Genomic DNA, 25,357 nt, shown 5'->3' on the forward strand with positions numbered 1-25,357 from the left:
TCTACCTTTCTTAAAGCGACGAGTATTTCTTGCGCAGACGCTGACGAATCAGTTCCGCGAGGGTGTTCATGATGAAGGTGAACAACAGCAGCACCAGCGCCGAGAGGAACAGCACGCGGTAGTGGCTGCCGCCGACTTCCGATTCGGGCATTTCCACAGCAACGTTGGCCGCCAGGGTGCGCAGGCCTTCGAACAGGTTCATTTCCATGACCGGGGTGTTACCGGTGGCCATCAGCACGATCATGGTTTCACCGACCGCACGGCCCATGCCGATCATCAGCGCCGAGAAGATGCCCGGGCTGGCGGTGAGGATCACCACGCGGGTCATGGTCTGCCACGGTGTGGCACCGAGAGCCAGGGAGCCCAGGGTCAGGCCGCGAGGCACGCTGAACACGGCATCTTCGGCGATGGAGTAGATGTTCGGAATCACCGCGAAGCCCATGGCCAGACCAACCACCAAGGCGTTGCGCTGGTCGTAGGTGATACCCAGATCGTGGGAGATCCACATGCGCATGTCGCCGCCGAAGAACCAGGTTTCCATGTACGGGCTCATGTACAGCGACAGCCAGCCCACAAACAGAATCACCGGGATCAGGATTGCGCTTTCCCAGCCGTCCGGCACTTTCAGGCGGATGGACTCAGGCAGGCGACTGAAGACGAAACCCGCCACCAGAATGCCGATCGGCAGCAGCATCAGCAGGCTGAAGATGCCGGGCAAATGCCCTTCCACATACGGCGCCAGGAACAGGCCGGCGAAGAAACCGAGGATCACCGTCGGCATCGCTTCCATCAACTCGATCACCGGTTTGACTTTGCGACGCATGCCCGGAGCCATGAAGTACGCGGTGTAGATCGCCGCGGCGACGGCCAGTGGCGCGGCCAGCAGCATCGCGTAGAACGCAGCTTTCAGGGTACCGAAGGTCAACGGCGAGAGGCTCAGCTTGGGTTCGAAGTCGGTGTTGGCCGCGGTCGATTGCCAGACGTATTTAGGCTCGTCGTAGTTCTCGTACCAGACCTTGCTCCACAACGCGCTCCACGAGACTTCCGGGTGCGGGTTGTCGAGCAGCAATGGTTGCAGCTTGCCGCCCTGTTCCACGATCACGCGGTTGGCCCGTGGCGACAGGCCGAACAGGCCTTGGCCGTCGACCACCTGATCCACCAGCAAAGTGCGGTGGGCGGTGCTGTGGAACACGCCGAGCTTGCCGGACGCGTCGAGGGCAACGAAGCCTTTACGACGTTCTTCGGCGGTGATTTCAACGATCGGCGCAGTGCCCATCTGGAAGGTACGAATCTGCTTCAGACGCAGCTCGCCATCCGGGTCGCGGGCCATGAACCACTGGGCGAGACCACCCTTGGAGTTGCCGACGATCAGCGAGATGCCGCCCAGCAATTGAGTGCTGGCGGTCACTTCGGCATTGCCATCTTCGAGCAACTTGTAGCGCCCGTTGAGGCTCTTGTCGCGCAGGCTGAAGACGTCGGCCTGAGCGCGGCCATTGACCACGTACAACCACTGCTGACGCGGGTCGACGAAGATGTTCTTCACCGGCTCGGTCATTTGCGGCAGTTCGATGCGTTTCTGCTCGTTGGTGACTTCGCCGGTCATCATGTTTTCTTCGCTGGTCAGCGACATCACATGCAACTGCGCACCGGTGGAGCCGGCCAGCATCAGGGTCGAATCGGTAGCGTTGAGGCTGACGTGCTCCAGAGCACCACCCGCCTCATTCAGCGCGACCGGCGTTTCACCGTACGGGTACTCGATGGCCGGCGAGATGGTTTTCTTGCCTTCCGGGTAGCTGACTTTATAGGTGTGACGGAACACCAGGACCTGACCGTTGGACAAACCCACCGCGACCAATGGATGACCGGGTTGGTCTTCACCGATGGAGGTCACGCTGGTGCCGGCCGGAATCGGCAGGTCGACGCGGCGCAGTTCGGCGCCGGTATCGATATCAAAGAACAATGCCTGGCCCTTGTCGGAAACCCGCATGGCGACCTGGTTCTGTTCTTCGAGGGAGATCATCAGCGGCTTGCCGGCGTCTTGCATCCAGGCGGGTGTGATGGCGTCTTTGGCGGTCAGGTCGGCACCCTGGAACAGCGGCGCGACGACATAACCGAGGAAGAAAAAGATCAGGGTGATCGCGCCAAGAACGGCGAGGCCGCCGACGAGGACGTACCAGCGGGTCAGGCGATCTTTCAGCGCACGAATACGGCGCTTGCGTTGCAGCTCAGGCGTATTGAAGTCAATTCGCTTGGGGGGATTTGTAGTCATGGTGGAGTTGGCCAGATCATTCATGCGCACACCCTAGCGATCCTGTATGACAGAAAGATGACAATGCAGTGACGCAACAAATCCGCCGCCAGCGGGAACTGGCAGTGGATCGGAAATTTGGGGGCCGGTATTTACCGGCATTTGTAGGAGCGAGGCTTGCCCGCGAAGGGGTCGTTACATTCAACATCAATGTTGACTGACCCACCGCTTTCGCGGGCAAGCCTCGCTCCTACACAGGTCCGGGGGTTAGCCCGGACCTAGGGTTTTACTTTTTTGCGACGTTGCCGCCTTCTTGCAGACCCAGGTCAGCCAGTGCTTTTGCAGCAACCTTGGCTGGCAGCGGGATGTAGCCGTCTTTCACAACCACTTCCTGACCCTGTTTGGACAGAATCAGTTTCACGAACTCGGCTTCCAGCGGGGCCAGAGGCTTGTTCGGGGCCTTGTTGACGTACACGTAGAGGAAACGCGACAGAGGATACTTGCCGTTCAGGGCGTTCTCTTCGGTGTCTTCGATGAACTCAGTGGTGCCTTTCTTGGCCAGGGCCACGGTTTTCACGCTGGCGGTCTTGTAGCCGATGCCCGAGTAACCGACGCCGTTCAGCGAGGAGCTGATCGACTGCACGACCGAAGCCGAGCCTGGTTGTTCGTTGACGTTTGGCTTGTAGTCGCCTTTGCACAGGGCTTCTTCTTTGAAGTAGCCATAAGTGCCGGATACCGAGTTACGACCGAACAGCTGCACTGGCTTGTTGGCCAAGTCGCCGGTCACACCAAGGTCGCCCCAGGTTTTCACGTCAGTTTTGGCGCCACACAGACGAGTCGAGGAGAAGATTGCGTCGACTTGTTCCATGGTCAAGTGCTGGATCGGGTTGTCTTTGTGTACGAACACAGCCAGGGCGTCCACGGCAACCGGGATAGCGGTTGGCTTGTAGCCGTACTTCTGCTCGAAGGCAGCCAGTTCGGTGTCCTTCATCTTGCGGCTCATCGGGCCCAGGTTAGAGGTGCCTTCAGTCAGCGCAGGTGGCGCAGTGGCGGAGCCAGCGGCCTGAATCTGGATGTTTACGTTCGGGTATTCTTTTTTGTAGTTCTCAGCCCACAGGGTCATGAGGTTGGCCAGGGTATCGGAGCCGACGCTGGACAGGTTGCCCGACACACCAGTGGTCTTGGTGTAGCTCGGGATCGACGGGTCAACAGCGGCAACCGCGTTGGCAGTCGCAACGCCAGCAGCGACAAAAGTCATTGCCGCCATCAAACGCTTCAGTTTCATGCCTTACTCCTAGCAGATAGGTGTGTTAAGTCGGGGCCAAGTATCAGCAGGCCGTGTGAACACTCTATGGCTGAAATATGACAATTGGATGAAAGGCCAGCATTTGGTTTTACAAGATGATTCGCGTCGCCTTCATCGCGAGCAGGCTCGCTCCCACAGGGGATCTGCGGTGAATACAGAACCAATGTGGGAGCGAGCCTGCTCGCGATGGGGCCAGTGCAGTCGATAAAAGAGGTCGGCTTAGCGCCCCTTCTTCCAGAGATACCCACCCACCAGAATCCCGACACCACAAATGATCGCCACATAATAGGCCGGCCCCATCGGGCTTTCCTTCAAGAGCAACGTCACCACCATCGGCGTCAGGCCACCGAAAATCGCGTAAGCCAGGTTGTAGGAAAACGACAACCCGCTGAACCGCACCACCGCCGGGAAGGCTTTGACCATCACGTACGGCACCGCACCGATAGTGCCGACCAGCAGACCGGTCAGGGCATACATCGGGAACAGCCAGTCGGGATGGTTGAACAGGCTGTGATAGAACGTCCACGAACTGATCAGCAGCGCGGCGCTACCGAACACGAACACCCGGCCAGCGCCGAAGCGGTCAGCCAATGCACCGGAGGCCACACAGCCCAGGCTCAGGAACACGATGGCCAGGCTGTTGGCCTGCAACGCGGTAGTCGGCGCGAAGTGGTAAACGGTTTGCAGCACGGTCGGGGTCATGAGAATGACCACGATGATGCCGGCGGACAGCAGCCAGGTCAGCAGCATGGAAATCAGAATCGCACCGCGATGGTCACGTAACACGGCGCGCAGCGGCACTTCCTCGGCCAGGGCCTTGCGCAATTGCAGCTCGGCGAACACCGGGGTTTCGTGGAGCCAGCGGCGCAGGTAGACCGAGAACAGGCCGAATACACCACCCAGCAGGAACGGGATCCGCCAGGCGTAATCCGAGACTTCAACCGGTGTGTAAATGCTGTTGATCGCAGTGGCGACCAATGAGCCCAAAAGAATACCGGCGGTCAGACCGCAGGTCAGCGTGCCGCAGGCATAACCGATGTGCCGCTGCGGCACGTGCTCGGAAACGAATACCCAAGCACCAGGCACCTCACCGCCGATCGCCGCGCCCTGGATCACCCGCATCAGCAGCAACAGGATCGGCGCCCACATACCTATCTGCGCATAAGTTGGCAGCAAACCCATGATCAGGGTCGGCACTGCCATCATGAAAATGCTCAAGGTGAACATCTTCTTGCGCCCCAGCAGATCACCGAAGTGCGCCATGACGATGCCGCCCAGCGGCCGCGCCAGGTAGCCGGCGGCGAAGATGCCGAACGTCTGCATCAGGCGCAGCCACTCGGGCATGTCGGCGGGGAAGAACAGTTTGCCGACCACCGTGGCGAAGAACACAAAGATGATGAAGTCGTAAAACTCCAGCGCGCCGCCCAAGGCAGACAGCGATAACGTCTTATAGTCGTTGCGGGTCAGCGGACGTGTGGATTGGGTAGGCTGCGCGATGCTCGAGGGCGCTGTGGTCATGGCAAGGGCTTCTCTTATAGTCGAATCTGCAACCTCAACAACGCTGGCGGAGGCTTGGGCAGGTTCGGCACGATAGCAAATTGTTCGAAAAAGCACATAGAGGCGCATATTTGACGGTCGAAATGAGAACCGGACGGTCGTCTCGGAGTCTACCGATCGATATACTCCCAACATTGCAACGGCTTGTAAGGGGTTGCTGTGCGAAACCGTCGTTGGCATCCGTCAGCCGATTTCGCAGAGTTTCCCTTTAGGCGCCTTACGAAAAACGTGACGAACGTAGTATGTTCGGGGCTGAATCGTTTTTCCAAGACGGCTATTCACCCGCTACACCTACGAAGAGTCACGGGTCAGAGGCACCCCCGGCATGATAGAGCTCGAACAAGAAGATCCAATCCCGCAAGGCGACCTGGCCCTGCAAATCACCGCGCTTCCACGCGAAACCAATGGCTTTGGCGATATTTTCGGCGGCTGGCTGGTGGCGCAGATGGATTTGGCCGGTACCGCAATGGCCAGCAAGGTTGCCGGTGGTCGCGTAGCCACCGTTGCGATCGATCGCATGGCGTTCCTGGTGCCGGTAGCGGTGGGTGCTCAGCTCTCCTTCTATACCCAGGCCCTGGAAATCGGCCGCAGCTCGATTCAGATGATGGTCGAAGTCTGGAGCGACGATCCACTGTCCAGCGAATGGCGTAAAGTCACCGAAGCCGTCTTCGTGTTCGTCGCCATCGACGGCAGCGGCCGCACTCGTTCGGTTCCGCCTAGAGCTCGTTAAACCAGAGCGGGTAAAAAACGGTGCGTTAAACCCGGCGACCGTTTTGCGGTCCATTGCAGCCATTGTTCCTGATCGAGAGTTGCCCCATGAGCACGCCCAACGTTGAAGCCGTGAAACTGGATGAACTGAACTGCTGGCGCATCCGCCACGGTCTGGCCGAATTGCTGGTGGCCCAGCAAGGCGCGCACATCCTCAGTTATCAGCTGGCTGGCGAGCCGCCGCTGATCTGGCTCAACGACGAGGCGGTATTCAAGACCGGCAAGAGCATCCGCGCCGGTGTGCCGGTGTGCTGGCCGTGGTTCGGTAACCTGTCGCGCAACCCGCAAAGTGTCCAGGCCATGCGCGTCAGTCAGGAACCGCCGACCGCCCACGGGCTGGTGCGGGCGATGGACTGGGAGCTGGGCAGCATCGAAACCGAGGGCGAAAGCCTGAAAGTGGAATTCGTCCTGCCCTACCCCGAAGGCGGCCTGCCAGGCTGGCCGCATCAGGTGGGCTTGAAGCTGGGCATTCGTCTGGATGCGCAGTTGCACATCAGCTTGACGAGCGAGAACAAGGGCGCTGAAAACGTCACCATCAGCCAGGCGTTGCACAGCTATTTCGCGGTCAGCGATGTGCGCGACGTGCATGTCGAAGGGCTGGATGGCTTGAGCTATATCGAAACCCTGGACGACTGGAAAACCGTCACCCAGACCGGTGATCTGCATTTTACCGGCGAGACTGACCGCATCTATCTCAATACCCCGCCGAAGCTGAGCATTGTTGACCCACACTGGGAACGACGCATAGAACTGACCAGCAGCGGTTCGCGTTCGGCGGTGATCTGGAACCCCTGGGTCGACCGTGCTGCGGCGTTCAGCGACATGGCCGACGATGGCTGGCAGCGCATGCTGTGCATTGAAACGGCGAATGTGATGGGGGATGTGGTGACGCTGGCACCGGGTGCCAGTCATACCCTCGGCGTCAGTGTCGGCGCAAAACCGCTCTAAGCCATACCGCAATACGAAATGTGGGAGCCAGCCTGCTGGCGATGGCGTCATGTCAGTCAAATTGAAAGTATCTGACGGACCGCTATCGCCAGCAGGCTGGCTCCCACAGTTATTTCGGGTGGCTGCTAGAGATCAGACTCTTTGACCACCCGCACCTGCGCTGCATCCAGCGCATACGCCGCATCCGCCAGGTCGTTGTTGACCTTCTCGATCTTCAGCGTGCCCGTCACCCACAACGGCGTGTAGATATCATTCAGCTTCAAGCCTTTTGGATAACGCACCAGCACCAACTGGTTTGGTGGCGGTGGCGGCACGTGGATACAAGCGCCCGGGTACGGCACGAGGAAGAACAACGTGCTGCGGCCCTTGGCGTCGGATTCCAGCGGTACCGGATAACCGCCAATACGGATGTGCTTGTCGTTCATCGACGGCACGGTTTTGGTCGAGTACATCACCGCCGGCAAGCCCTTGCTCTGCTTCATGCCACCCTTTTGGGTAAAGGTGCCGTTGGCTTCCGGGGAGTTGTGGTCGATTTCGGGCATGGCCTCGAGGGCTTTCTGGTCCGACTTGGGCATCAGTTCGAGCCAGTCGGTTTCCGGCAGTTCGCCGGCATGGGCCAAGCCACTGCCCAGGAAGAGAAGAGTCAACAGAAGACGGCGCATGAAAGTGCTCGGCAAAGGATAGGACAATGTGACGATGGCAACGCCGAGCATTCTAGCCCTCTCCGGCGATGGCGCAGAGAGGGCTTTGTCACTTCAATCAGGTTCTTTTTTTGATCAGACCGTAGATCACCAGCAATACCACCGCGCCCACCAGCGCACCGATGAAACCCGCACCTTCGCCTGCGTGGTAAATGCCCAGGGCCTGGCCGCCGTAAGTGGCCGCCAGCGAACCGCCGATACCGAGCAGGATGGTCATGATCCAGCCCATGCTGTCATCGCCCGGTTTCAGAAACCGAGCCAGCAGGCCGACGATCAAGCCGATAAAGATGGTTCCGATAATTCCCATGGCATTTCCCTCTGATTAAGTTGGCTATGTCAAAGCCTAGACAGACTTTGGCATCCTGCCATCAGAGAACGGCGGCCCCTGAAGGTTCCGCCGCTGCCACATGAAACTATTCGGCGATGAGCGCTTCGACCTTGAGGATCTGCGCAGCCAACGTTTCACGGTCTGCACAACGCAGGTTGGCGTGCCCGACCTTGCGGCCGACCTTGAAAGCCTTGCCGTAGTGATGCAGATGGCAATCGTCGATCGCAATCACTTTCTCTACTGGCGGCACGACACCGATGAAGTTGAGCATCGCGCTCTCGCCGACCTTGGCAGTCGAACCCAGCGGCAAACCGGCAACGGCCCGCAGGTGGTTTTCGAACTGGCTGCACTCGGCGCCTTCGGTGGTCCAGTGCCCGGAGTTGTGCACGCGCGGGGCGATTTCGTTGGCCTTGAGGCCACCGTCGACTTCAAAGAACTCGAACGCCATCACGCCGACGTACTCCAGCTGCTTGAGTACCCGGCTGGAGTAATCTTCAGCCAACGCTTGCAGCGGGTGATCGGTGCTGGCCACGGACAGCTTGAGAATGCCGCTGTCGTGGGTGTTGTGAACCAGCGGATAGAACCTGGTTTCGCCATCGCGGGCACGCACGGCAATCAGCGAGACTTCGCCAGTGAACGGCACGAAACCTTCCAGCAGGCAGGCAACGCTGCCCAGCTCGGCGAAAGTGCCGACCACGTCTTCAGGCTTGCGCAGGACTTTCTGGCCCTTGCCGTCGTAACCCAGGGTGCGGGTTTTCAGCACGGCCGGCAGACCTATCGAAGCCACGGCGGCGTCCAGGTCGGCTTGCGACTGGATGTCGGCGAACGCGGGAGTCGGAATCCCCAGGTCCTTGAACATGCTCTTTTCGAACCAGCGATCACGAGCGATGCGCAGCGCTTCGGCGCTCGGGTACACCGGGACGAATTGCGACAGGAATGCCACGGTTTCAGCCGGGACGCTTTCGAACTCGAAGGTCACCAGATCGACTTCATCGGCCAGTTGACGCAGGTGATCCTGATCGCCGTAATCGGCCCGCAGGTGTTCGCCCAACGCGGCTGCGCAAGCATCCGGCGCCGGGTCCAGGAAAGCGAAGTTCATGCCCAGCGGAGTGCCCGCCAGCGCCAACATGCGACCCAACTGGCCGCCACCGATTACACCGATTTTCATCGTCAACAACCTCAGGCGATGCGTGGGTCTGGATTGTCCAGGACGCTGTCTGTCTGCTCAGCGCGGAATTTCTTCAACACGGTATGAAATTGCGGATGCTTGGCGCCCAGGATGCTCGCCGAGAGCAGCGCTGCGTTGATCGCACCAGCTTTGCCGATGGCCAGGGTGGCGACCGGAATGCCCGCGGGCATCTGCACGATAGACAGCAGCGAATCGACGCCCGAGAGCATCGAAGACTGCACCGGCACGCCCAGCACCGGCAGGTGGGTCTTGGCCGCACACATGCCTGGCAGGTGGGCCGCGCCACCGGCACCGGCGATGATCACCTCGATGCCACGGGCCTCGGCCTCTTCGGCGTACTGGAACAGCAGGTCCGGGGTGCGGTGGGCAGAGACCACCTTCACCTCGTAAGGAATGCCGAGCTTTTCCAGCATATCGGCGGTGTGGCTAAGGGTGGACCAATCGGACTTGGAGCCCATGATCACGCCAACCAGTGCGCTCATCGTCGTGCCTCTTCTCTCTGGGCGCCCGCAGGCGCGTCAAAAAACAACAAGCCACGCAGAATGCGTGGCTTGATTGTACGAATTAAGGCCAGGTAAAACCGGCCGAAGGCCGCGCAGTATACCTCAATGAAGCAGATAAACAGCCCCCGATGCGACCATCTGTCATACGGCGCAAAGTGCCGGTTTTATTGACTTCAAGGTCAGCGAAAGATCAACACTAATCCCCCTGTGGGGATTTTCATTGATCTCAGATACCCGTCGTACCTTGGGCTGCGCTGCCCTCCAGTTTGCGCCAGAGCAACCGCACATTGGCCTTGCGCACCAGCGCGCAGCGATACAGACGAATCTCCAGTGGCACATGCCATTGCGGACCGCCGCAGACCACCAACTCACCGCGAGCCAGTTCGGCGCGCACGCTCAGTTGCGGTACCCAGGCGATGCCCAGGCCTTCCAGCGCCATGCTTTTCAGGCTGTCGGCCATGGCGGTTTCGTAAATAGTGGTGAATCGCAGCGCCCGCTGGCGCAACAGCATGTTCACCGAGCGTCCAAGAAACGCACCGGCGCTGTAGGCCAATAGCGGCACACTGGCCTCGCCTTCCAGGTCGAACAACGGTTTGCCATCGGCATCGGCGGCGCAGACCGGGAGCATTTCGGTATCCCCCAGATGCAGCGAGGGGAAAATCTCCGGGTCCATTTGCATGGCCGCATCCGGGTCGTAAAACGCCAGCATCAGATCGCAGCCGCCTTCGCGCAACGCATGCACGGCATCACCAACGTTGGTCGCCACCAGTCGCGTGGCGATGTTCAGCCCTTCATTACGTAATTGCGCAATCCAGCGCGGGAAGAAACCCAGCGCCAGGGAGTGAGCGGCGGCAACCTGCATCACCTCGCCCTGCCCGCCTTCCAGGTGATGAAGATGACGCAGTACTTCGCCCAGCTGTTCGACCACGGTTCGCGCGGTGACGAGAAACAGCTGTCCCGCCGCCGTCAACTCGACCGGTGTGCGGGAGCGATTGACCAAGGTCAGCCCCAGAGCAGCTTCGAGGCTGCGGATCCGCCGGCTGAATGCCGGCTGGGTCACGAAGCGGCGCTCGGCCGCCTGGGAGAAGCTGCGGGTAGCGGCCAGAGCACTGAAGTCCTCGAGCCATTTGCTTTCCAGATTCATCACGCCCTCCCGGACACGCACCAATTTAGGTCACACGTTCGCCGCGCGCGCGGCGTCACATGGGCATTATGCCGAATGTGCATAGGCTAGTGTTTAACAGCATTGGCCCAAAATTCTTCACAAGCCTAGCATTTGCAGTGTTCCGGCACAGACCGGGTCCATATCGAGATGATTTCTATCATGTCCTCCGCTGCATCTTTCCGCACAGAAAAAGACCTGCTTGGCGTACTCGAAGTACCTGCTCAAGCGTATTACGGCATCCAGACCCTGCGAGCGGTGAACAACTTCCGTCTCTCCGGTGTTCCGATTTCGCATTACCCGAAACTGGTTGTCGGTCTGGCAATGGTCAAACAGGCCGCTGCTGACGCCAACCGGGAGCTGGGTCACCTGAGCGAAGCCAAGCACGCTGCCATCAGCGAAGCCTGTGCCCGATTGATCCGCGGCGATTTCCACGAAGAATTCGTGGTGGACATGATTCAAGGCGGCGCTGGCACTTCGACCAACATGAATGCCAACGAAGTCATCGCCAACATCGCGCTGGAGGCCATGGGCCACAGCAAAGGCGAATACCAATACCTGCACCCGAACAACGACGTGAACATGGCGCAGTCGACCAACGACGCCTACCCGACCGCGATCCGCCTGGGTCTGCTGCTGGGTCACGACGCACTGCTGGCCAGCCTCGACAGCCTGATCCAGTCGTTCGCCGCCAAAGGTGAAGAGTTCAGCCACGTTCTGAAGATGGGTCGTACCCAGCTGCAAGACGCCGTGCCGATGACCCTGGGCCAGGAATTCCGCGCCTTCGCCACCACCCTGAGCGAAGACCTGGCGCGCCTGAAGACCCTGGCACCTGAGCTGCTGACCGAAGTGAACCTGGGCGGCACCGCGATTGGTACTGGCATCAACGCCGACCCGCGTTACCAGGCCCTGGCCGTTCAGCGCCTGGCAACTATCAGCGGTCAACCGCTGGTACCGGCCGCCGACCTGATCGAAGCCACCTCCGACATGGGCGCCTTCGTGCTGTTCTCCGGCATGCTCAAGCGCACTGCGGTCAAGCTGTCGAAGATCTGCAACGACCTGCGCCTGCTGTCCAGCGGCCCACGCACCGGCATCAACGAAATCAACCTGCCAGCGCGTCAGCCAGGCAGCTCGATCATGCCAGGCAAGGTCAACCCGGTAATTCCGGAAGCCGTGAACCAGGTTGCGTTCCAGATCATCGGCAACGACCTGGCCCTGACCATCGCGGCCGAAGGCGGCCAGCTGCAACTGAACGTGATGGAGCCGCTGATCGCCTTCAAGATCTTCGACTCGATCCGCCTGCTGCAGCGCGCCATGGACATGCTGCGCGAGCACTGCATCGTCGGCATCACCGCCAACGAAGAGCGCTGCCGTGAGCTGGTCGAACACTCGATCGGCCTGGTCACCGCACTGAACCCGTACATCGGCTATGAAAACGCCACCCGCATTGCCCGTGTCGCCCTCGAAAGCGGCCGTGGCGTGCTGGAACTGGTGCGTGAAGAAGGCTTGCTCGACGAAGAAATGCTCGCCGACATCCTGCGCCCGGAAAACATGATTGCTCCGCGTCTGGTGCCTTTGAAGGCTTAACCAAACGCTGGCTCTTTTGAAGAGCACGCTCACCAGGTCGAGGGACTAGACACCTCTCACCTTTTGAGGGCTTGGGGATTTATTCCCCCAAGCCCTTTTTTTTAACCCTTTGGCAGCCACAAACAGAATGTCTGGAAGCTGAAAAATGTAGGAGCGGGCTTGCTCGCGAAGGCGGTGTGTGGAAATCAGACCGCCTTCGCGAGCAAGCCCGCTCCCACAAAAGAACAGCTTCTACATAAGCCCGACGCCGGTAACGTCGGGTGTTTCAAAGCTTCGTTTCGTCGCTTGCACCACAACCGTGCAGACGGATGGCACGCTCCTATGTATAGTGCCGGCCCTCTTCGCGTGAGCGGTCGTCGGTAACGAGGCCCAAACCCATGCGAACCCGAACTAATAACAAACCCGCGAAATGGAACCGGGACGAACCTTCGCCTAACCTGTTGTGCCGAGCACAATCGGGTGTAACGCGATGTGTCAACCACCCAGCATTCGCACACACAAAAAATAGCGAGGAATAATCCATGCTCGAAGTCATCAACGACTTCCTCTCAGGGAAAGTACTGATCGTGCTCATTGTCGGGCTCGGTAGCTACTTCACGATCCGCTCGCGTTTCGTCCAGTTCCGTCATTTCTTCCACATGTTCGCGGTGTTCCGTGACAGCCTGCGCAGCAGCGCCGGTCAACTCAGCTCGTTCCAGGCCCTGATGCTCAGCCTCGCCGGCCGCGTCGGTGCGGGTAACATCGCCGGTGTCGGCATCGCCGTGACCCTTGGTGGCCCCGGTGCCGTGTTCTGGATGTGGGTGACCGCGCTGGTCGGCATGTCCAGCAGCTTCTTCGAATGCTCCCTCGGCCAGCTCTACAAGCGCTGCGACTCCGAAGGCCAGTTCCGTGGCGGCCCGTCCTTTTACATTCAGCACGGCCTGCAGAAGCGCTGGTTGGGCATGATCATGGCGTTCCTGCTGCTGATCACCTTCGGCTTCGCCTTCAACGGCCTGCAAGCCCACGCCGTAACCCACTCGCTGAACAATGCCTTCGGCCTCGACACCACTTACACCGGGCTGGGCCTGGCGGTATTGCTGGGTCTGGTGTTCATCGGCGGTATCAAGCGGATCGCCAAGGTCGCTGACCTGCTGGTACCGGTGAAAACCCTGGTGTACATCGGCGTGACCATCTACGTGATCGTGCTGCAGTTCGATCACGTTCCGGGCATGTTGATGACCATCGTCAAAAGCGCCTTCGGTCTGGACCAGGCGTTCGGCGGCCTGATCGGCAGCGCCATCGTCATGGGTGTGAAGCGCGGCGTGTTCGCCAACGAAGCAGGCCTGGGCAGTGCGCCGAACGTGGCCGCAGTGGCCTCGGTCGAGCACCCTGTCTCGCAAGGCGTGGTTCAAGCGTTCAGCGTGTTCCTCGATACCTTCGTGATTTGCACCTGCACCGCGTTGCTGATCCTGCTGTCGGGCTTCTACACCCCGGGTTTCGAAGGCGACGGCATTGCCCTGACCCAGAACTCCCTGGCTGCCGTGGTCGGTGACTGGGGCCGGATGTTCATCTCCGTCGCCTTGGCGCTGTTCGTATTCACCTCGATTCTCTACAACTACTATCTGGGCGAAAACAACCTGCGCTTCATGATCGGTGAAAACCGCAAGGCGCTGATCGCCTACCGCGCATTGGTACTGGTATTGATCTTCTGGGGTGCCATCGAGAACCTGAGCACGGTGTTCGCCTTCGCTGACATCACCATGACTCTGCTGGCGTTCGTGAACCTGATCGCGCTGTTCCTGCTGTTCAAGGTCGGCATGCGCATCCTGCGTGACTACGATGACCAGCGTGCTGCCGGCATCAAGACCCCGGTGTTCGATTCGAGCAAGTTCCCGGATCTGGACCTGGACCTGAAAGCCTGGCCAGCCAATCCACAAGCCGCCGCTCCTACGGCCGCAGCCGAGCCGCAAGGCGTGACCGCAGCGCAACGCTGATCGGTAAAAAACCGGGCGCATCCCCTGCGCCCGGCGTGACACAGCTTGCGACCGGCGTCATGCTCGGTCGTAGGTTGTGGCAGCTTTTTTGATGCTGCCGTTCTGGTTCGAGCTTGAGACCACATCGCTGCCATCGCGAGCAGGCTCGCTCCCACATCGTTTTCGGAGAACCTCCATGAATTCCTCGACTTTTCCTGCCGCCCAGCACGTCATGGTGCTCTACACCGGCGGCACCATCGGCATGCAAGCCAGTGCCCACGGCCTGGCGCCGGCGTCCGGTTTCGAAGCGCGGATGCGCGAGTATCTGCACAGCCAACCCGAACTGGTGGTACCGCAGTGGCGCTTTCGCGAGATGTCGCCGCTGATCGACAGCGCCAACATGACGCCCGCCTACTGGCAGCAACTGCGTGAAGCGGTGGTCGACGCCGTGGATGTCCAGGGCTGCGACAGTGTGTTGATCCTGCATGGCACCGATACCCTGGCCTACAGCGCCGCGGCCATGAACTTTCAGTTGCTCGGCCTGCATGCCCGCGTGGTGTTCACCGGCTCCATGCTGCCGGCCGGCGTGACCGACAGCGATGCCTGGGAAAACCTCAGCGGCGCGCTGGTTGCCCTTGGCCAGGGCCTGGCACCGGGTGTTCATCTGTACTTCCACGGTGAACTGCTCGACCCGACCCGTTGCGCCAAGGTTCGCAGTTTCGACCGCCATCCGTTCAAACGGCTGGAGCGTCAGGGCGGCGGCGTGAAAGCGACTTCCGTGCCGGCGCAATTGAACTACAACCAGCCTAAGCAGTTGGCGAAGGTCGCTGTGCTGCCGCTGTTCCCTGGCATCGGTGCCGATCAATTGGATGGCCTGCTCAATAGCGATATTCAGGGTCTGGTGCTGGAATGTTATGGCAGCGGCACCGGACCAAGCGACAACCCCGCGTTTCTCGCCAGCCTGGAACGGGCGCGGGACAAAGGTGTGGTGGTGGTCGCGGTCACGCAATGTCATGAAGGTGGCGTGCAGCTCGACGTGTACGAGGCGGGTAGCCGCTTGCGTGACGCCGGTGTGTTGTCCGGTGGCGGCATGACCCGCGAGGCGGTATTCGGCAAATTGCATGCGCTGCTCGGCGCAGGGCTTGAGACCGCTGAAGTTCGGCGGTTGGTTGAGCTCGACCTGTGCGGCGAACTCAGCTGACACAACACAAAACCTTGTAGGAGCGAGGCTTGCCCGCGAAGGCGTCCTCAAGTACGCCAAAAGCTTCGCGGGCAAGCCTCGCTCCTACAGGGCTGGTCATAACCGGCATATAACTTGCTCCCCTTCCGGTATGCCCAACGCTGGAAGCACCCATGCTCCACTCCCATCTCACCACCCTCAATGCCGTTTCCCTGGTGCTTAACACCTTCAAGGCCGAAGGCCTGTCCAGCGAGGCGTTACTGGCCGGCAGCGGCATCAGCGCGGCGGATCTGAGCCGGGCGGATACGCGCATCACCACCAATCAAGAGATGCTGGTTTGTGCCAACGCTGTCGCGCTACGCCGTGATATCGGCCTGGAGTTGGGCCGGCGGATGCACGTTTCTTCCTACGGCATGCTCGGGTACGCCTTACTCACCAGCGCCACTTTAGGTGACGCCTTGCGGTTGGCGCTGCACTATCCGGCGCTATTGGGAACACTGTTCGAGTTGAGCCTGGAGGAAGAGGACGAGCGCATCTGGCTCACCGCGGGCGATTATCGGGAGAATCCGGCGCTGGCACCGTTCAATGTCGAGTTTTGCCTGGTCTCGATGAAAGTCACCTGCGAAGACTTGCTCGGCCACCCTCTGCCTCTGCTCGGCGCCCGCTTCGAACACCCGGCGCCGGATTATCAGGCGCGCTACGCCGAGCGTTTCGACTGCCCCTTGCAGTTCGATGCTGTGTCCAATGCCTTTGCTTTCGACAAACGCTGGCTCGAACAACCCCTGCCACTGGCCGACGCCATCACGCACCAGGCCATGGCCGAGCGTTGTCGCAAGCAAAACACCGAATTCACCGGGCGTCAGGCCTGGCTCGGGCGTATCCGCCAACTACTCGCTGCGCAACTGAGCGCGGCGCCGGGCCTGGATGGGCTGGCCAAACAGTTGAACTGCTCGGCGCGCACCCTGCGCCGACATCTGAAGGACCTGGGCTGCAGCTATCAGGAACTGCTCGATGAATTGCGCTTCGAGCAGGCCAAGCGCCTGCTCTGCGAAGATCAATTGCCGATCTATCGGATTGCCGAGGCGTTGGGGTTCAGCGAGACCGCAAGTTTCCGCCATGCGTTTGTGCGCTGGAGTGGCGTGGCGCCCAGCCAGTTCAGGCCTTAAGGAATGGCGGCGTTCTTCAGGCCGTCTTCGCGAGCAAGCCCGCTCCCACATTTGACCTTCAGCGAACACTGTATCGACGCACGACGCAAATCCACTGTGGGAGCGGGCTTGCTCGCGAAGGCGTCTTCAAATACGCCAAAAGCTTCGCGGGCAAGCCTTGCTCCTACAGGGGTCAGGTGCGTCATTCGAGGGCGCCTGTGTTCCTTTAAGGGGCGAATTTCGGTCAAATCTATTGGCCGTATCGATCCCCTTTTGGCCTTTCCTGCCGTTCTCCCAAACGCCGCCCGCCGCAAGACTGTGTGCAACCGAATCAGCCTGCGGAGAACAAGAATGCTGACGATCTATTCGAACGATCACCACCTGCATCATGGCCGTTGTGAATTGATGGACGGGCAATTGATGCCCTGCTTCGAAATGCCCTCGCGGGCCGACCATGTACTGGCACGCGTACAGTACCGCCGTCTGGGCCCGGTCGAGGCGCCGCAGGATTTCGGTCTCGGGCCGATCGAGCGCATCCACAGCCGCGACTACCTCGACTTCTTCAAAGGGGCCTGGGCGCGCTGGACCGAATTCAATACCGACGGCGACTTGCTGCCCTACACCTGGCCGGCCCGCACCTTACGCCGGGTCATGCCCACCAGCCTGCACGGCCAACTCGGCTATTACAGCTTCGACGGCGGCGCACCGATTACCGCCGGCACCTGGCAAGCGGCGTATAGCGCGGCGCAAGTTGCCCTCACGGCCCAAGCGGTGATTCAGCGCGGTGCCCGCAGTGCTTTCGCCTTGTGCCGTCCACCGGGACACCATGCCGCCAGCGATTTGATGGGCGGTTATTGCTACCTCAACAACGCTGCCATCGCCGCCCAGGCATTCCTCGATCAGGGCCACAAAAAGGTCGCGATCCTCGATGTCGATTACCACCACGGCAACGGCACCCAATCGATTTTCTACGAGCGCAGCGACGTGCTGTTCACCTCGATCCACGGCCATCCGGAAGCCGAGTTTCCGTTCTTCCTCGGCTACGAAGACGAACACGGTGAAGGCGCAGGCGAAGGGTTCAACTTCAACTACCCTTTGCCCGCCGGGTCAGGCTGGGACCGTTGGAGCGCGGCGCTGGAGCAGGCCTGCAAAGAGATCGATCAGTACGGCGCCGACATCGTCGTCGTGTCCTTGGGCGTCGATACGTTCAAGGACGACCCGATCTCCCAATTCAAACTCGACAGCCCGGATTACCTGGCGATGGGCGCGCGCATCGCGGGCCTCGGCAAGCCGACGCTGTTCGTGATGGAAGGCGGTTACGCGGTAGAAGAAATCGGCATCAATGCCGTGAACGTTCTCGAAGGTTTTGAAAGCGCCCAATGAGGAATTAGAACAAATGAACCGACTCAAGCGTTTTATCGCTCCAGTGTTATGCGCCACGCTGCTCAGTGGTGCCGTTCACGCTGAAGAACGGACTTTGCGGGTATACAACTGGTTCGACTACATCACCCCCAAAGCGCTGGAAGACTTCAAGGCCCAGAACACTCAGACCAAACTGGTCTACGACATCTTCGACACCAACGAAGCCCTGGAAGCCAAGTTGCTGACCGGCAACTCCGGCTACGACGTGGTGGTGCCGTCCAACGTGTTCCTCGCCAAGCAGATCGAAGCCGGGGTGTTCCAGCCACTGGACCGCAGCAAACTGCCAAACTGGAACCACCTCGATCCCAAGCTGATGAAGTTGATCGAAGCCAACGACCCGGGCAACAAATTCGCCGTGCCGTACATGTACGGGACCATCCTGATCGGCTTCAACCCGGACAAGGTCAAAGCTGCGCTGGGCGATAACGCACCGGTGGACAGCTGGGACCTGATCTTCAAGGAAGAGAACATCAGCAAGCTCAAGCAGTGCGGCGTGGCCCTGCTCGACTCGCCGTCAGAGATCCTGCCGCTGGCCCTGCAACACCTGGGCCTGGACCCCAACAGCAAGAAGCCGGCGGACTACGCCAAGGCTGAAGCGCTGCTGATGAAGATCCGTCCGTACATCACCTACTTCCATTCGTCCAAGTACATGGCCGACATCGCCAACGGTGACATCTGCGTGGCGGTCGGTTACTCCGGCAGCTTCTCCCAGGCTGCCAACCGCGCCAAGGAAGCCAAGAATGGCGTGATCGTCGACATGCGCCTGCCCAAAGAAGGCGCACCGATCTGGTTCGACATGCTCGCGATCCCCAAAGGCGCGAAGAACCCGCAAGACGCCTACACCTTCATCAACTACCTGCTGCAACCTCAGGTCATCGCGCCGGTCAGCGATTTCGTCGGCTACCCGAACCCGAACAAGGACGCCACGGAAATGGTCGACCCAGCGATCCGCAACAACCCTAACCTGTACCCTACCGAAACGGCGATGAGCACGCTCTACACCCTGCAACCGTTGCCTCGTGATGCAGAACGTGCGCGCACCCGCGCCTGGACCAAGATCAAGTCCGGCACTTGAAACACCGCGCAAACCAAAGACCCGCACCATCGCGGGTCTTTTTTTGTCTGCGATATTTATCTACCACCTGGCCCGGTTTGCGCCTGGGTACTGTCGGTTCGAGACGGCAGTACCTGCCCCCATCCGCCAACCGGTTCCTGTCCATGACTGAAAACATCCGAACAAACACTTCATCACCGCTGCTGAAAAAAAGTCGCCTGGTCGATCAAACCAGCGGCGGTCCTACACTCCATGATGCCGCCGCGCAGCTTCTGCAAAAAGCCTTGAAGAAACGCTTTCCCGAACAAGACCTCGACCCCGACAAAGCCATGCTCGCGTCGCCGGTATGGCACCCACACGGAGGGGCTCTGGTCACCCATGGCAACCACTTCGAATCGCTGACCCACGCACTGGCACGTTTGGGCTTCACGAAAACAACAGCCAACTATATCGAAGGCGAACATTTCCTGACCCTGACATCCCATGCCAGCGACCCCATCCACTTACCGGTCAGCATGGATGCGATCACCAGCCTGCTCAATGAACACGCGCCGTTACTGTTTGTGGCCTTCGAACAAAGCCAGCTGGACTACTGGAATAAAACCGTCGGCCCACTGCCGCGCTGGCAGATTCTGTCCGACACCCTGAAAGAGGCGCTCGACGTTCAGTCGGTCACTGGCTGGGACGCGGAACAGTGCACCCTTGGACGGCTCGTTTCGCTATACCCCGACAAGGCGCAGCGGCAGAGCAGCGGCAGTGGGCTATCAGCTGTCCACGCCTGCCTGCTCGATATCGACCTCAACTTCGAGATGGCCGAGGGCAATATCACCCGGCACTTGATACTGCCGGGCGCGCTGGTGCTGACTGCGACCGTTGGTACCCGTGAACTGATCGTGATGTACACCATCACCGGCGGCTACGAATCGTTCAACTCCCTGGAGCAACTGGGCGCAGCCCTCCCCGGGCGAATCGACATCGATCTGAGAGGCCAGAGCCTGAAGTGGCGACTCTACGAGCCCGAGGAAAACATTTTCGATGCCATGGTCTGGGCATTGGTGGGCTCTCAGCTCGACGCCATCGATGCACTCGACCCGGTCAGCCGCTCTCCATTGGCCCACACCGCCCCTCGACAGGACGCCAGTGGCACTATCAGCGCCAAAGAACGTGCGCATGTGGAACAGCTGACAAACGCCATACCCGAGTGGCTATCGACGGGATCGCTTGACGATATTCAAGCCTACGGCCGCTACCTGACCGATCTGGGAACCCTCAGAGGCGAGGCCGACAGTGACGTCTTCAATGTCGAAGACATCCCCCTCATTCATACTTACGCCCAGCAGCAAATGCGCGATGCCATCGTCGCCGACAAAACCGACGAAGGCGCCGCCTTACTACCACTGAACGATATTCGGATCACCATTACCCACAGCTTCGAAGCCGGTGGCTTTACCCTGCCCGACCCGCGCAACCCCAGCGTCGAAACCCTGGCCGAATTTGCGCTGAGCAATACCCGACCGTACAGCGCGACGGTGGCCTACGCCGATGGCACAGCTGTACCAGACTGGATGACTGTCACTTTTCTGTTGCGCATGGCCAACGAGGTCAACATCGGCGAAACCTATCCGCAGTTGATCAAGCGCACACTCATCGACGACCCGGTGCAGGCCCTGCGCCACAAGGCCCGCTACTGCCGTCAGCTGCCATTGCTGTTGCCGTTGCTGGCGCTGGAGTACAAGCTCAAGCGTCAGTGTGGTGTCGATGAGCAGGGCTACCGCCAGGTCTGCCAACTGATGGAGTCGATCGAAAACAACTCGCCATCCGCAGAGTGGTCGGTGCAGATTCGCCCGCTGGCGTTCATGCCCCGCTATCGTCTCGGCAGCACGCCGGACATTGTCGCGAACATGTACATCATCGGCCCGCGCGAGGGCTTGAGCGGCCCTTGCCTGCTTTATCAACCCTTGCTGGATCAACCGCTGCGCCAATTCCCTTCCGAGCAGAACATGCTGTACGCGTTTTACCAGTCGGGCGAACTGCGCGACTCGATTCTGGCCTGGCTGCCCACCAGCGCGTTGAGTTTCGAATACGCCCAGTATGTGTTTTCCAACGGAATACCTTCGCCCTGGACGATTACCGAACTGGCTTTCGAGCCGTTTATCCATCTCGACCTGACCGCTTCCATCGACCTGGCGAATACCCCCCTGAGCGGCAACATTCTCTCGGCCCTGTTCACCCACAACAGCGAGGCCATGACCAGGCTCGCCGACCGACAATCCACCTCCAACGCCGAGCGTCGCTGGGCGCTGCTGGCCGACAGCGGCTGGGCGGTGTTCAGCGTAGCCACCAATTTTCTCAGCGGGTCGGCGGGCAGCGCCGTCTGGGTCTGGCAAAGCATCAATCAGATCCAGCAGGCGCTGGATGCCCATGAGCACGGCGACACCATCATCGAGTGGTCCTCGACCGGCGACGTCCTGTTGACTATGGGCATCCTGCTCACGCAACGGGTCGCGACACGGCGCATTCGGCTCTCAAGCCCATTCGGCGAAAACGCCTCGCCAAAACGGCTGCCCATGGATGAGCCTTTGTTCATTACACCCTCCTCCACAAAGCCGCCGACGGTCATACATGACACGACTGCGCTGAGTGCCGAACTGCCCGAGACTCATCTCTCGAGCCTGGCGCCCGTCCCGCCGGGCCGTATCAATGCAGAGGCGCAATTTCTACAACGGATCAATCGATTCCAGGTACCGGCGCCGAATCTGCCGGACGGTGCGCAGCCCAATGCCAATCATCTCCATGAACTGGCGGGAAAGCTGTACGCCAAGGTCGGTGAGCGATGGTTTCAGGTCAGTGCCGAAACGGACGAACCGGTGCTCATCGTTGACCCGAACGATCCGTTGCGGTCCGGCTTTAGTGTGCGGTTCGACGAGGGCGAAGGTCGATGGCACTGGGATCTGAAACTGCGTTTACGCGGCGGCGGCCCGACCGGCCGGATCGCAGCCCTGCAGCGCGAAAAAACCAAAGGAAGGGATGCTGCATGGGCAGCACTGCGTCAGTTCATTGCACAGGAAGCCACTCGAAAAGCCACTCTGGACGAGGCCCTGAAACGCTTGGAGACCAACGACGTATCGGCCACGATGTCCGACGAAGCCATAGCCACTTACCTCTCAAAGTCCGAGGAGCTGGCCAACGGATATCGCCAGGCACTGGAAGACCTCGAAAAGTGGCGCGAAGCGGGGGGCGCAGGCATTTTTTATCAGTCTCAGCTGATGCGGTTCACCGTTGAGCAGCATCGCTACCTCAGCGGCTGGCTGAGAATGAAGTTGCGCGAATACGCGCAAATCGTCGTGCCCCTGGTCAGCCAGTCGGAAACTGCGACAGTGATGCCTCGGGCCGTGCAAATGGAAGCTGCACAAAAGGCCATCGCCGTGAGCGATGAAATGATTGACTGCCTCGCTCACCTGCACACCTCATTGGACAGGTTGATGACCAATACCGGCGTTGCCCGCAAGGTCGCCGGCGATCTGAGAAAGTTACTGCCGTCATTCTCCCGCTACGACCTTGAAGCCAATGAAATCGGCCTGTCCACCGAGCTTTGCCTGCGTGAAGTGCCCGGCAGCGACATGAGTCAGGTACGTGAGCTTGTCGAACAGATTTTCGACAATGCGGCTGACGCAGGCCATGACTTGAGGTCTGCTGACTCCGAGGCAGCGAATGTAGATCAGCTCACCGCCCTCGTCGATCACCTGGCAGATTCCGAACGGCGTCTGCAGGAGCTCTCCCTCGCCTGGTCCAATCATTTGGAGCCGGTCCGATTCAAGCGCATTCAGACGCTGGTCGCAGACTTACATCAACTGGCGCGCAACCGTCTGCTCAAGCTGCTTCCGGAACCTGAAGAAGTACCGGTCACCGCGATGGCCAGGCTCGAGCCGGCGCCCTCCACTTCACGAGCCATCATCAAGGTGAGCAAATCCCGGCCACGGGGGGGTGACGCGCAAAAGACCCCGTCTACCGAAAAACCGGAGCCTGTCGAAGAGGTCCCCATCGTCAAGGCGGCGACCAGGCGTGCGGCGCAGCCGGCGGCACTGGACGATCAAGGTATCGTCGCCAACGGGCTTTCTCTGATCGCTGAACTCGATGCGTTCATCAAACGTCTGCGCACGGACGCACAGCGTCCCTCGCGCATTCCGGCGGACATGAAAGACCTGTTCGATCAACAGGCGTCCCGTCTCGAACAAGCCGCCAATGACGTTGATGCGGTATTTGCTCGCAGACGCGCCGATTTTCCAGTGGGGAGCTTGAACACCGAACTACGCGAGGGTGCCACAAGAGTGCGAGGCGAAGGCATCAGCGTCTACGGCACCATGCTCATGGGGCGCAAACCCCGGGAGGCTTATCTGAAATGGCTGCAGGAACACAGCCAGGTCGAGATCATCAAAGACCAGCGCGGCCGCATCAAGACCAAACAGCGCAAGGACTACTTCCAGGAATACAAAATCGTCGACAAGACACGCCACAACAGACCGTTGTGGGTCGCGCACTTTCACTACGATAAATTGACCGATCCGGATGATCAGTTCACGGCGGCCCATCTCAAGTTCGCCGATGAGTATCTGCAAGAGCTGCCTGCCAAGACACGTCAGGAACTGAACACGTTCGATGCGGTGGACAACGCGCTGCGCCGGGTCGTCAGTCCGGTGGTTCTGGATCTGTTTCTCAAGCCTGAACCGCAAGAGTAGTCAGCCGCCCCAGACCTTGCGCAAACGGGCCAGAGCCGCTTCGATCGCCGGCTCTGGTACGGCAGCAAAACCCAACACCAACCCGGCTCGCTGATCCAGCGGCGTCTGCGAGTCGGGCAACCAGTAGCTGCTCAAACCGTTGACCTCGACCCCGACGCTTTCAGCTTGATCGATCAACTCGCGCTCACGAGCCACGCTGCTCACCGGGACTGTCAGATGCAGCCCCGCTGCCACACTCGGCACGCTTCCAACGCCCTCAATGTTCGTCGGCCAATGGGCCAACAGACAATTGCGTCGACTCAGGGCGGCGCGGCGCATGCGACGGATATGGCGCTGGAAATGCCCGGCCGCCATGAACTCGGCCATCACCGCTTGGGTGCTCACCTCGGAATGCCGTACATCCACCGCTCGACGTTGGGCGAACGCCTCCACCAGCCCCGGTGGCAATACCAGATAACCCAGTCGCAACGCTGGAAAAGCGACCTTGCCGAAGGTGCCGACATACAGTACCCGCCCATGGCGATCGAGTGCCGCCAACGGCGCGAGCGGTGCGCCACTGTAACGGTACTCGCCATCGTAATCGTCCTCGATGATCCAGCCCTGGTTGCGCTCGGCCCAGGCGAGCAAATCCAGACGTCGGGCCAGGCTCATGACCACACCGGTCGGGTACTGATGGGAAGGCGTGACGTAGGCCAACCGGCAATCGCTCAACTGCCCGAGCGTGTTGCAATCGATTCCCTCCTCGTCCACCGGCACACCATGCAACCGTGCACCGGCTACCGCAAAGGCATGACCGGCGGCGCGATAACCCGGATTTTCGATCCCCACCCCATCACCAGGCTCCACCAGCAACTGTGCACAAAGGCTGATCCCCTGCTGCGCGCCACTGGTGATCACAATTTGCTCAGCCGTGCACTGCATGCCCCTCGAGCTGCGCAAATAGGCCGCAATCAATCCGCGCAAGCGTTCATCACCCGCCGGATTGCCATAACACAGTTGCTGTAAATCCGGCTTACGCCAGAAAGCCGCATTCAGCTTGGCCCAGACCTCGAAAGGAAACAGATCGAAGGCTGGAACGCCGACCCGAAATGCCCGAGGCGGACCACTGGGAGGCAAGGCCAGATGGTTCTTTTCAACGCGCCCCAAAGCGCTGCTGTGGATAACTTTACTGGATGAAACCACAGGTAAATCCAGCCAATTTGTGGATAAGGCTGTGGGTAACCCTGTTGAAAACCCTGTGGATACTTTTGTGGATAATTTTTTCACCGGCAATGCGGCTTGAGGCAATTGCGCGACGTAAGTCCCGTCGCCAACACGCCCCTCGATGAAGCCTTCGGCGTAAAGCTGATCGTAGGCCCGAACCACGCTGTTGCGAGAAATCGATAACGCCGCCGCCAGATCGCGACTGGCCGGCAGTCGTGTGCCGCTGGCCAATCGTCCGTCGAGCACTCGCACCCGCAGCGCTTGATAGAGCTGACGACTCAGGCCCTGACGGCGGTCGAGTTCGATACCCGCCGGATTGAACGACGAGGGAAGCGGCGGATTCGGCATGGTAATGGACCTATGAAATT

19 protein-coding genes are annotated in these 25,357 nt (G+C 60.1%); 9 read left to right on the plus strand and 10 right to left on the minus strand.

Annotated elements, in window-relative coordinates:
• Positions 1-10: 10 nt before the first annotated feature.
• The 3 genes from PMI30_RS21485 to PMI30_RS21475 form a co-directional block, all read right to left on the minus strand.
• Complete coding sequence (locus tag PMI30_RS21485; protein ID WP_177318837.1) at positions 11-2,044, minus strand: ABC transporter permease subunit; 2,034 nt, start codon at positions 2,042-2,044, stop codon at positions 11-13.
• Between the two features lie 490 nt (positions 2,045-2,534).
• On the minus strand, positions 2,535-3,533 hold the full coding sequence (locus PMI30_RS21480) for a phosphate ABC transporter substrate-binding protein PstS family protein (protein ID WP_008007751.1): 999 nt from the start codon (positions 3,531-3,533) through the stop codon (positions 2,535-2,537).
• Positions 3,534-3,773: 240 nt separating this feature from the next.
• Positions 3,774-5,072 carry an MFS transporter gene (locus tag PMI30_RS21475; RefSeq protein ID WP_008007753.1) on the minus strand — a complete coding sequence of 433 codons (1,299 nt, stop codon included), beginning with the start codon at positions 5,070-5,072 and terminating at the stop codon, positions 3,774-3,776.
• 364 nt (positions 5,073-5,436) lie between these two features.
• Between PMI30_RS21475 and PMI30_RS21470 the strand changes: the two genes are divergently transcribed.
• Together PMI30_RS21470 and PMI30_RS21465 are read left to right on the plus strand one after the other, a co-directional pair.
• A complete protein-coding gene (locus PMI30_RS21470) occupies positions 5,437-5,841 on the plus strand; it encodes an acyl-CoA thioesterase (RefSeq protein ID WP_007896491.1) in 405 nt (134 codons plus the stop codon).
• A gap of 86 nt (positions 5,842-5,927) precedes the next feature.
• Complete coding sequence (locus PMI30_RS21465) at positions 5,928-6,827, plus strand: D-hexose-6-phosphate mutarotase (RefSeq protein WP_008007755.1); 900 nt, start codon at positions 5,928-5,930, stop codon at positions 6,825-6,827.
• A 125-nt stretch (positions 6,828-6,952) separates the two neighbouring features.
• On the opposite strand, the gene PMI30_RS21460 is transcribed toward PMI30_RS21465, so the two are convergent.
• The 5 genes from PMI30_RS21460 to PMI30_RS21440 all read right to left on the minus strand — a co-directional run bounded on the left by PMI30_RS21460 (position 6,953) and on the right by PMI30_RS21440 (position 10,692).
• A complete protein-coding gene (locus PMI30_RS21460) occupies positions 6,953-7,489 on the minus strand; it encodes a DUF3299 domain-containing protein (RefSeq protein WP_032835091.1) in 537 nt (178 codons plus the stop codon).
• A 97-nt stretch (positions 7,490-7,586) separates the two neighbouring features.
• Complete coding sequence (locus PMI30_RS21455; protein WP_008007758.1) at positions 7,587-7,835, minus strand: GlsB/YeaQ/YmgE family stress response membrane protein; 249 nt, start codon at positions 7,833-7,835, stop codon at positions 7,587-7,589.
• Positions 7,836-7,941: 106 nt separating this feature from the next.
• Positions 7,942-9,024, minus strand: a complete 1,083-nt coding sequence (locus tag PMI30_RS21450) for a 5-(carboxyamino)imidazole ribonucleotide synthase (protein WP_008007760.1) — start codon at positions 9,022-9,024, stop codon at positions 7,942-7,944.
• 11 nt (positions 9,025-9,035) lie between these two features.
• Positions 9,036-9,527: a 5-(carboxyamino)imidazole ribonucleotide mutase gene (gene purE / locus PMI30_RS21445; protein ID WP_003196369.1), complete on the minus strand. Its 492-nt coding sequence runs from the start codon at positions 9,525-9,527 to the stop codon at positions 9,036-9,038.
• A gap of 247 nt (positions 9,528-9,774) precedes the next feature.
• The gene (locus PMI30_RS21440) at positions 9,775-10,692 is read right to left on the minus strand and encodes a LysR substrate-binding domain-containing protein (protein ID WP_008007763.1); all 918 of its coding nucleotides are present in this window, start codon (positions 10,690-10,692) and stop codon (positions 9,775-9,777) included.
• A 180-nt stretch (positions 10,693-10,872) separates the two neighbouring features.
• On the opposite strand from PMI30_RS21440, the gene aspA reads away from it, so the two are divergent.
• From aspA to PMI30_RS21420, 4 genes are all read left to right on the plus strand, one after another.
• Positions 10,873-12,297 (plus strand): aspartate ammonia-lyase, encoded by a 1,425-nt coding sequence (gene aspA, locus PMI30_RS21435; protein WP_007896503.1) that lies wholly within the window; start codon positions 10,873-10,875, stop codon positions 12,295-12,297.
• 521 nt (positions 12,298-12,818) lie between these two features.
• A complete protein-coding gene (locus PMI30_RS21430; RefSeq protein WP_007896504.1) occupies positions 12,819-14,270 on the plus strand; it encodes an alanine/glycine:cation symporter family protein in 1,452 nt (483 codons plus the stop codon).
• Between the two features lie 175 nt (positions 14,271-14,445).
• Entirely contained in the window at positions 14,446-15,450 is a 1,005-nt protein-coding gene (locus PMI30_RS21425) for an asparaginase (RefSeq protein WP_008007766.1), read from the plus strand.
• 152 nt (positions 15,451-15,602) lie between these two features.
• Positions 15,603-16,595 (plus strand): AraC family transcriptional regulator, encoded by a 993-nt coding sequence (locus PMI30_RS21420; protein ID WP_008007767.1) that lies wholly within the window; start codon positions 15,603-15,605, stop codon positions 16,593-16,595.
• Here PMI30_RS21420 and PMI30_RS21415 read toward each other — a convergent pair.
• On the minus strand, positions 16,592-16,780 hold the full coding sequence (locus PMI30_RS21415) for a hypothetical protein (protein WP_008007769.1): 189 nt from the start codon (positions 16,778-16,780) through the stop codon (positions 16,592-16,594). The two genes, PMI30_RS21420 and PMI30_RS21415, sit on opposite strands and share 4 nt — an antisense overlap.
• 145 nt (positions 16,781-16,925) lie before the next feature.
• Here PMI30_RS21415 and PMI30_RS21410 point away from each other — a divergent pair, with 145 nt between their 5' ends.
• The 3 genes from PMI30_RS21410 to PMI30_RS21400 all read left to right on the plus strand — a co-directional run bounded on the left by PMI30_RS21410 (position 16,926) and on the right by PMI30_RS21400 (position 23,786).
• Positions 16,926-17,957 carry a histone deacetylase family protein gene (locus PMI30_RS21410; protein ID WP_008007770.1) on the plus strand — a complete coding sequence of 344 codons (1,032 nt, stop codon included), beginning with the start codon at positions 16,926-16,928 and terminating at the stop codon, positions 17,955-17,957.
• Between the two features lie 13 nt (positions 17,958-17,970).
• The gene (locus PMI30_RS21405) at positions 17,971-19,071 is read left to right on the plus strand and encodes a polyamine ABC transporter substrate-binding protein (RefSeq protein WP_008007772.1); all 1,101 of its coding nucleotides are present in this window, start codon (positions 17,971-17,973) and stop codon (positions 19,069-19,071) included.
• A gap of 143 nt (positions 19,072-19,214) precedes the next feature.
• Positions 19,215-23,786: a dermonecrotic toxin domain-containing protein gene (locus tag PMI30_RS21400; protein ID WP_008007774.1), complete on the plus strand. Its 4,572-nt coding sequence runs from the start codon at positions 19,215-19,217 to the stop codon at positions 23,784-23,786.
• Here the strand turns inward: PMI30_RS21400 and pdxR are convergent, their stop codons facing one another.
• Positions 23,787-25,337: a MocR-like pyridoxine biosynthesis transcription factor PdxR gene (gene pdxR / locus PMI30_RS21395; RefSeq protein WP_008007776.1), complete on the minus strand. Its 1,551-nt coding sequence runs from the start codon at positions 25,335-25,337 to the stop codon at positions 23,787-23,789. It abuts the gene before it with no gap.
• Positions 25,338-25,357: the final 20 nt, after the last annotated feature.

Origin of the sequence: Pseudomonas sp. GM50 (assembly GCF_000282375.1) — a bacterium.
Taxonomy (GTDB): domain Bacteria; phylum Pseudomonadota; class Gammaproteobacteria; order Pseudomonadales; family Pseudomonadaceae; genus Aquipseudomonas.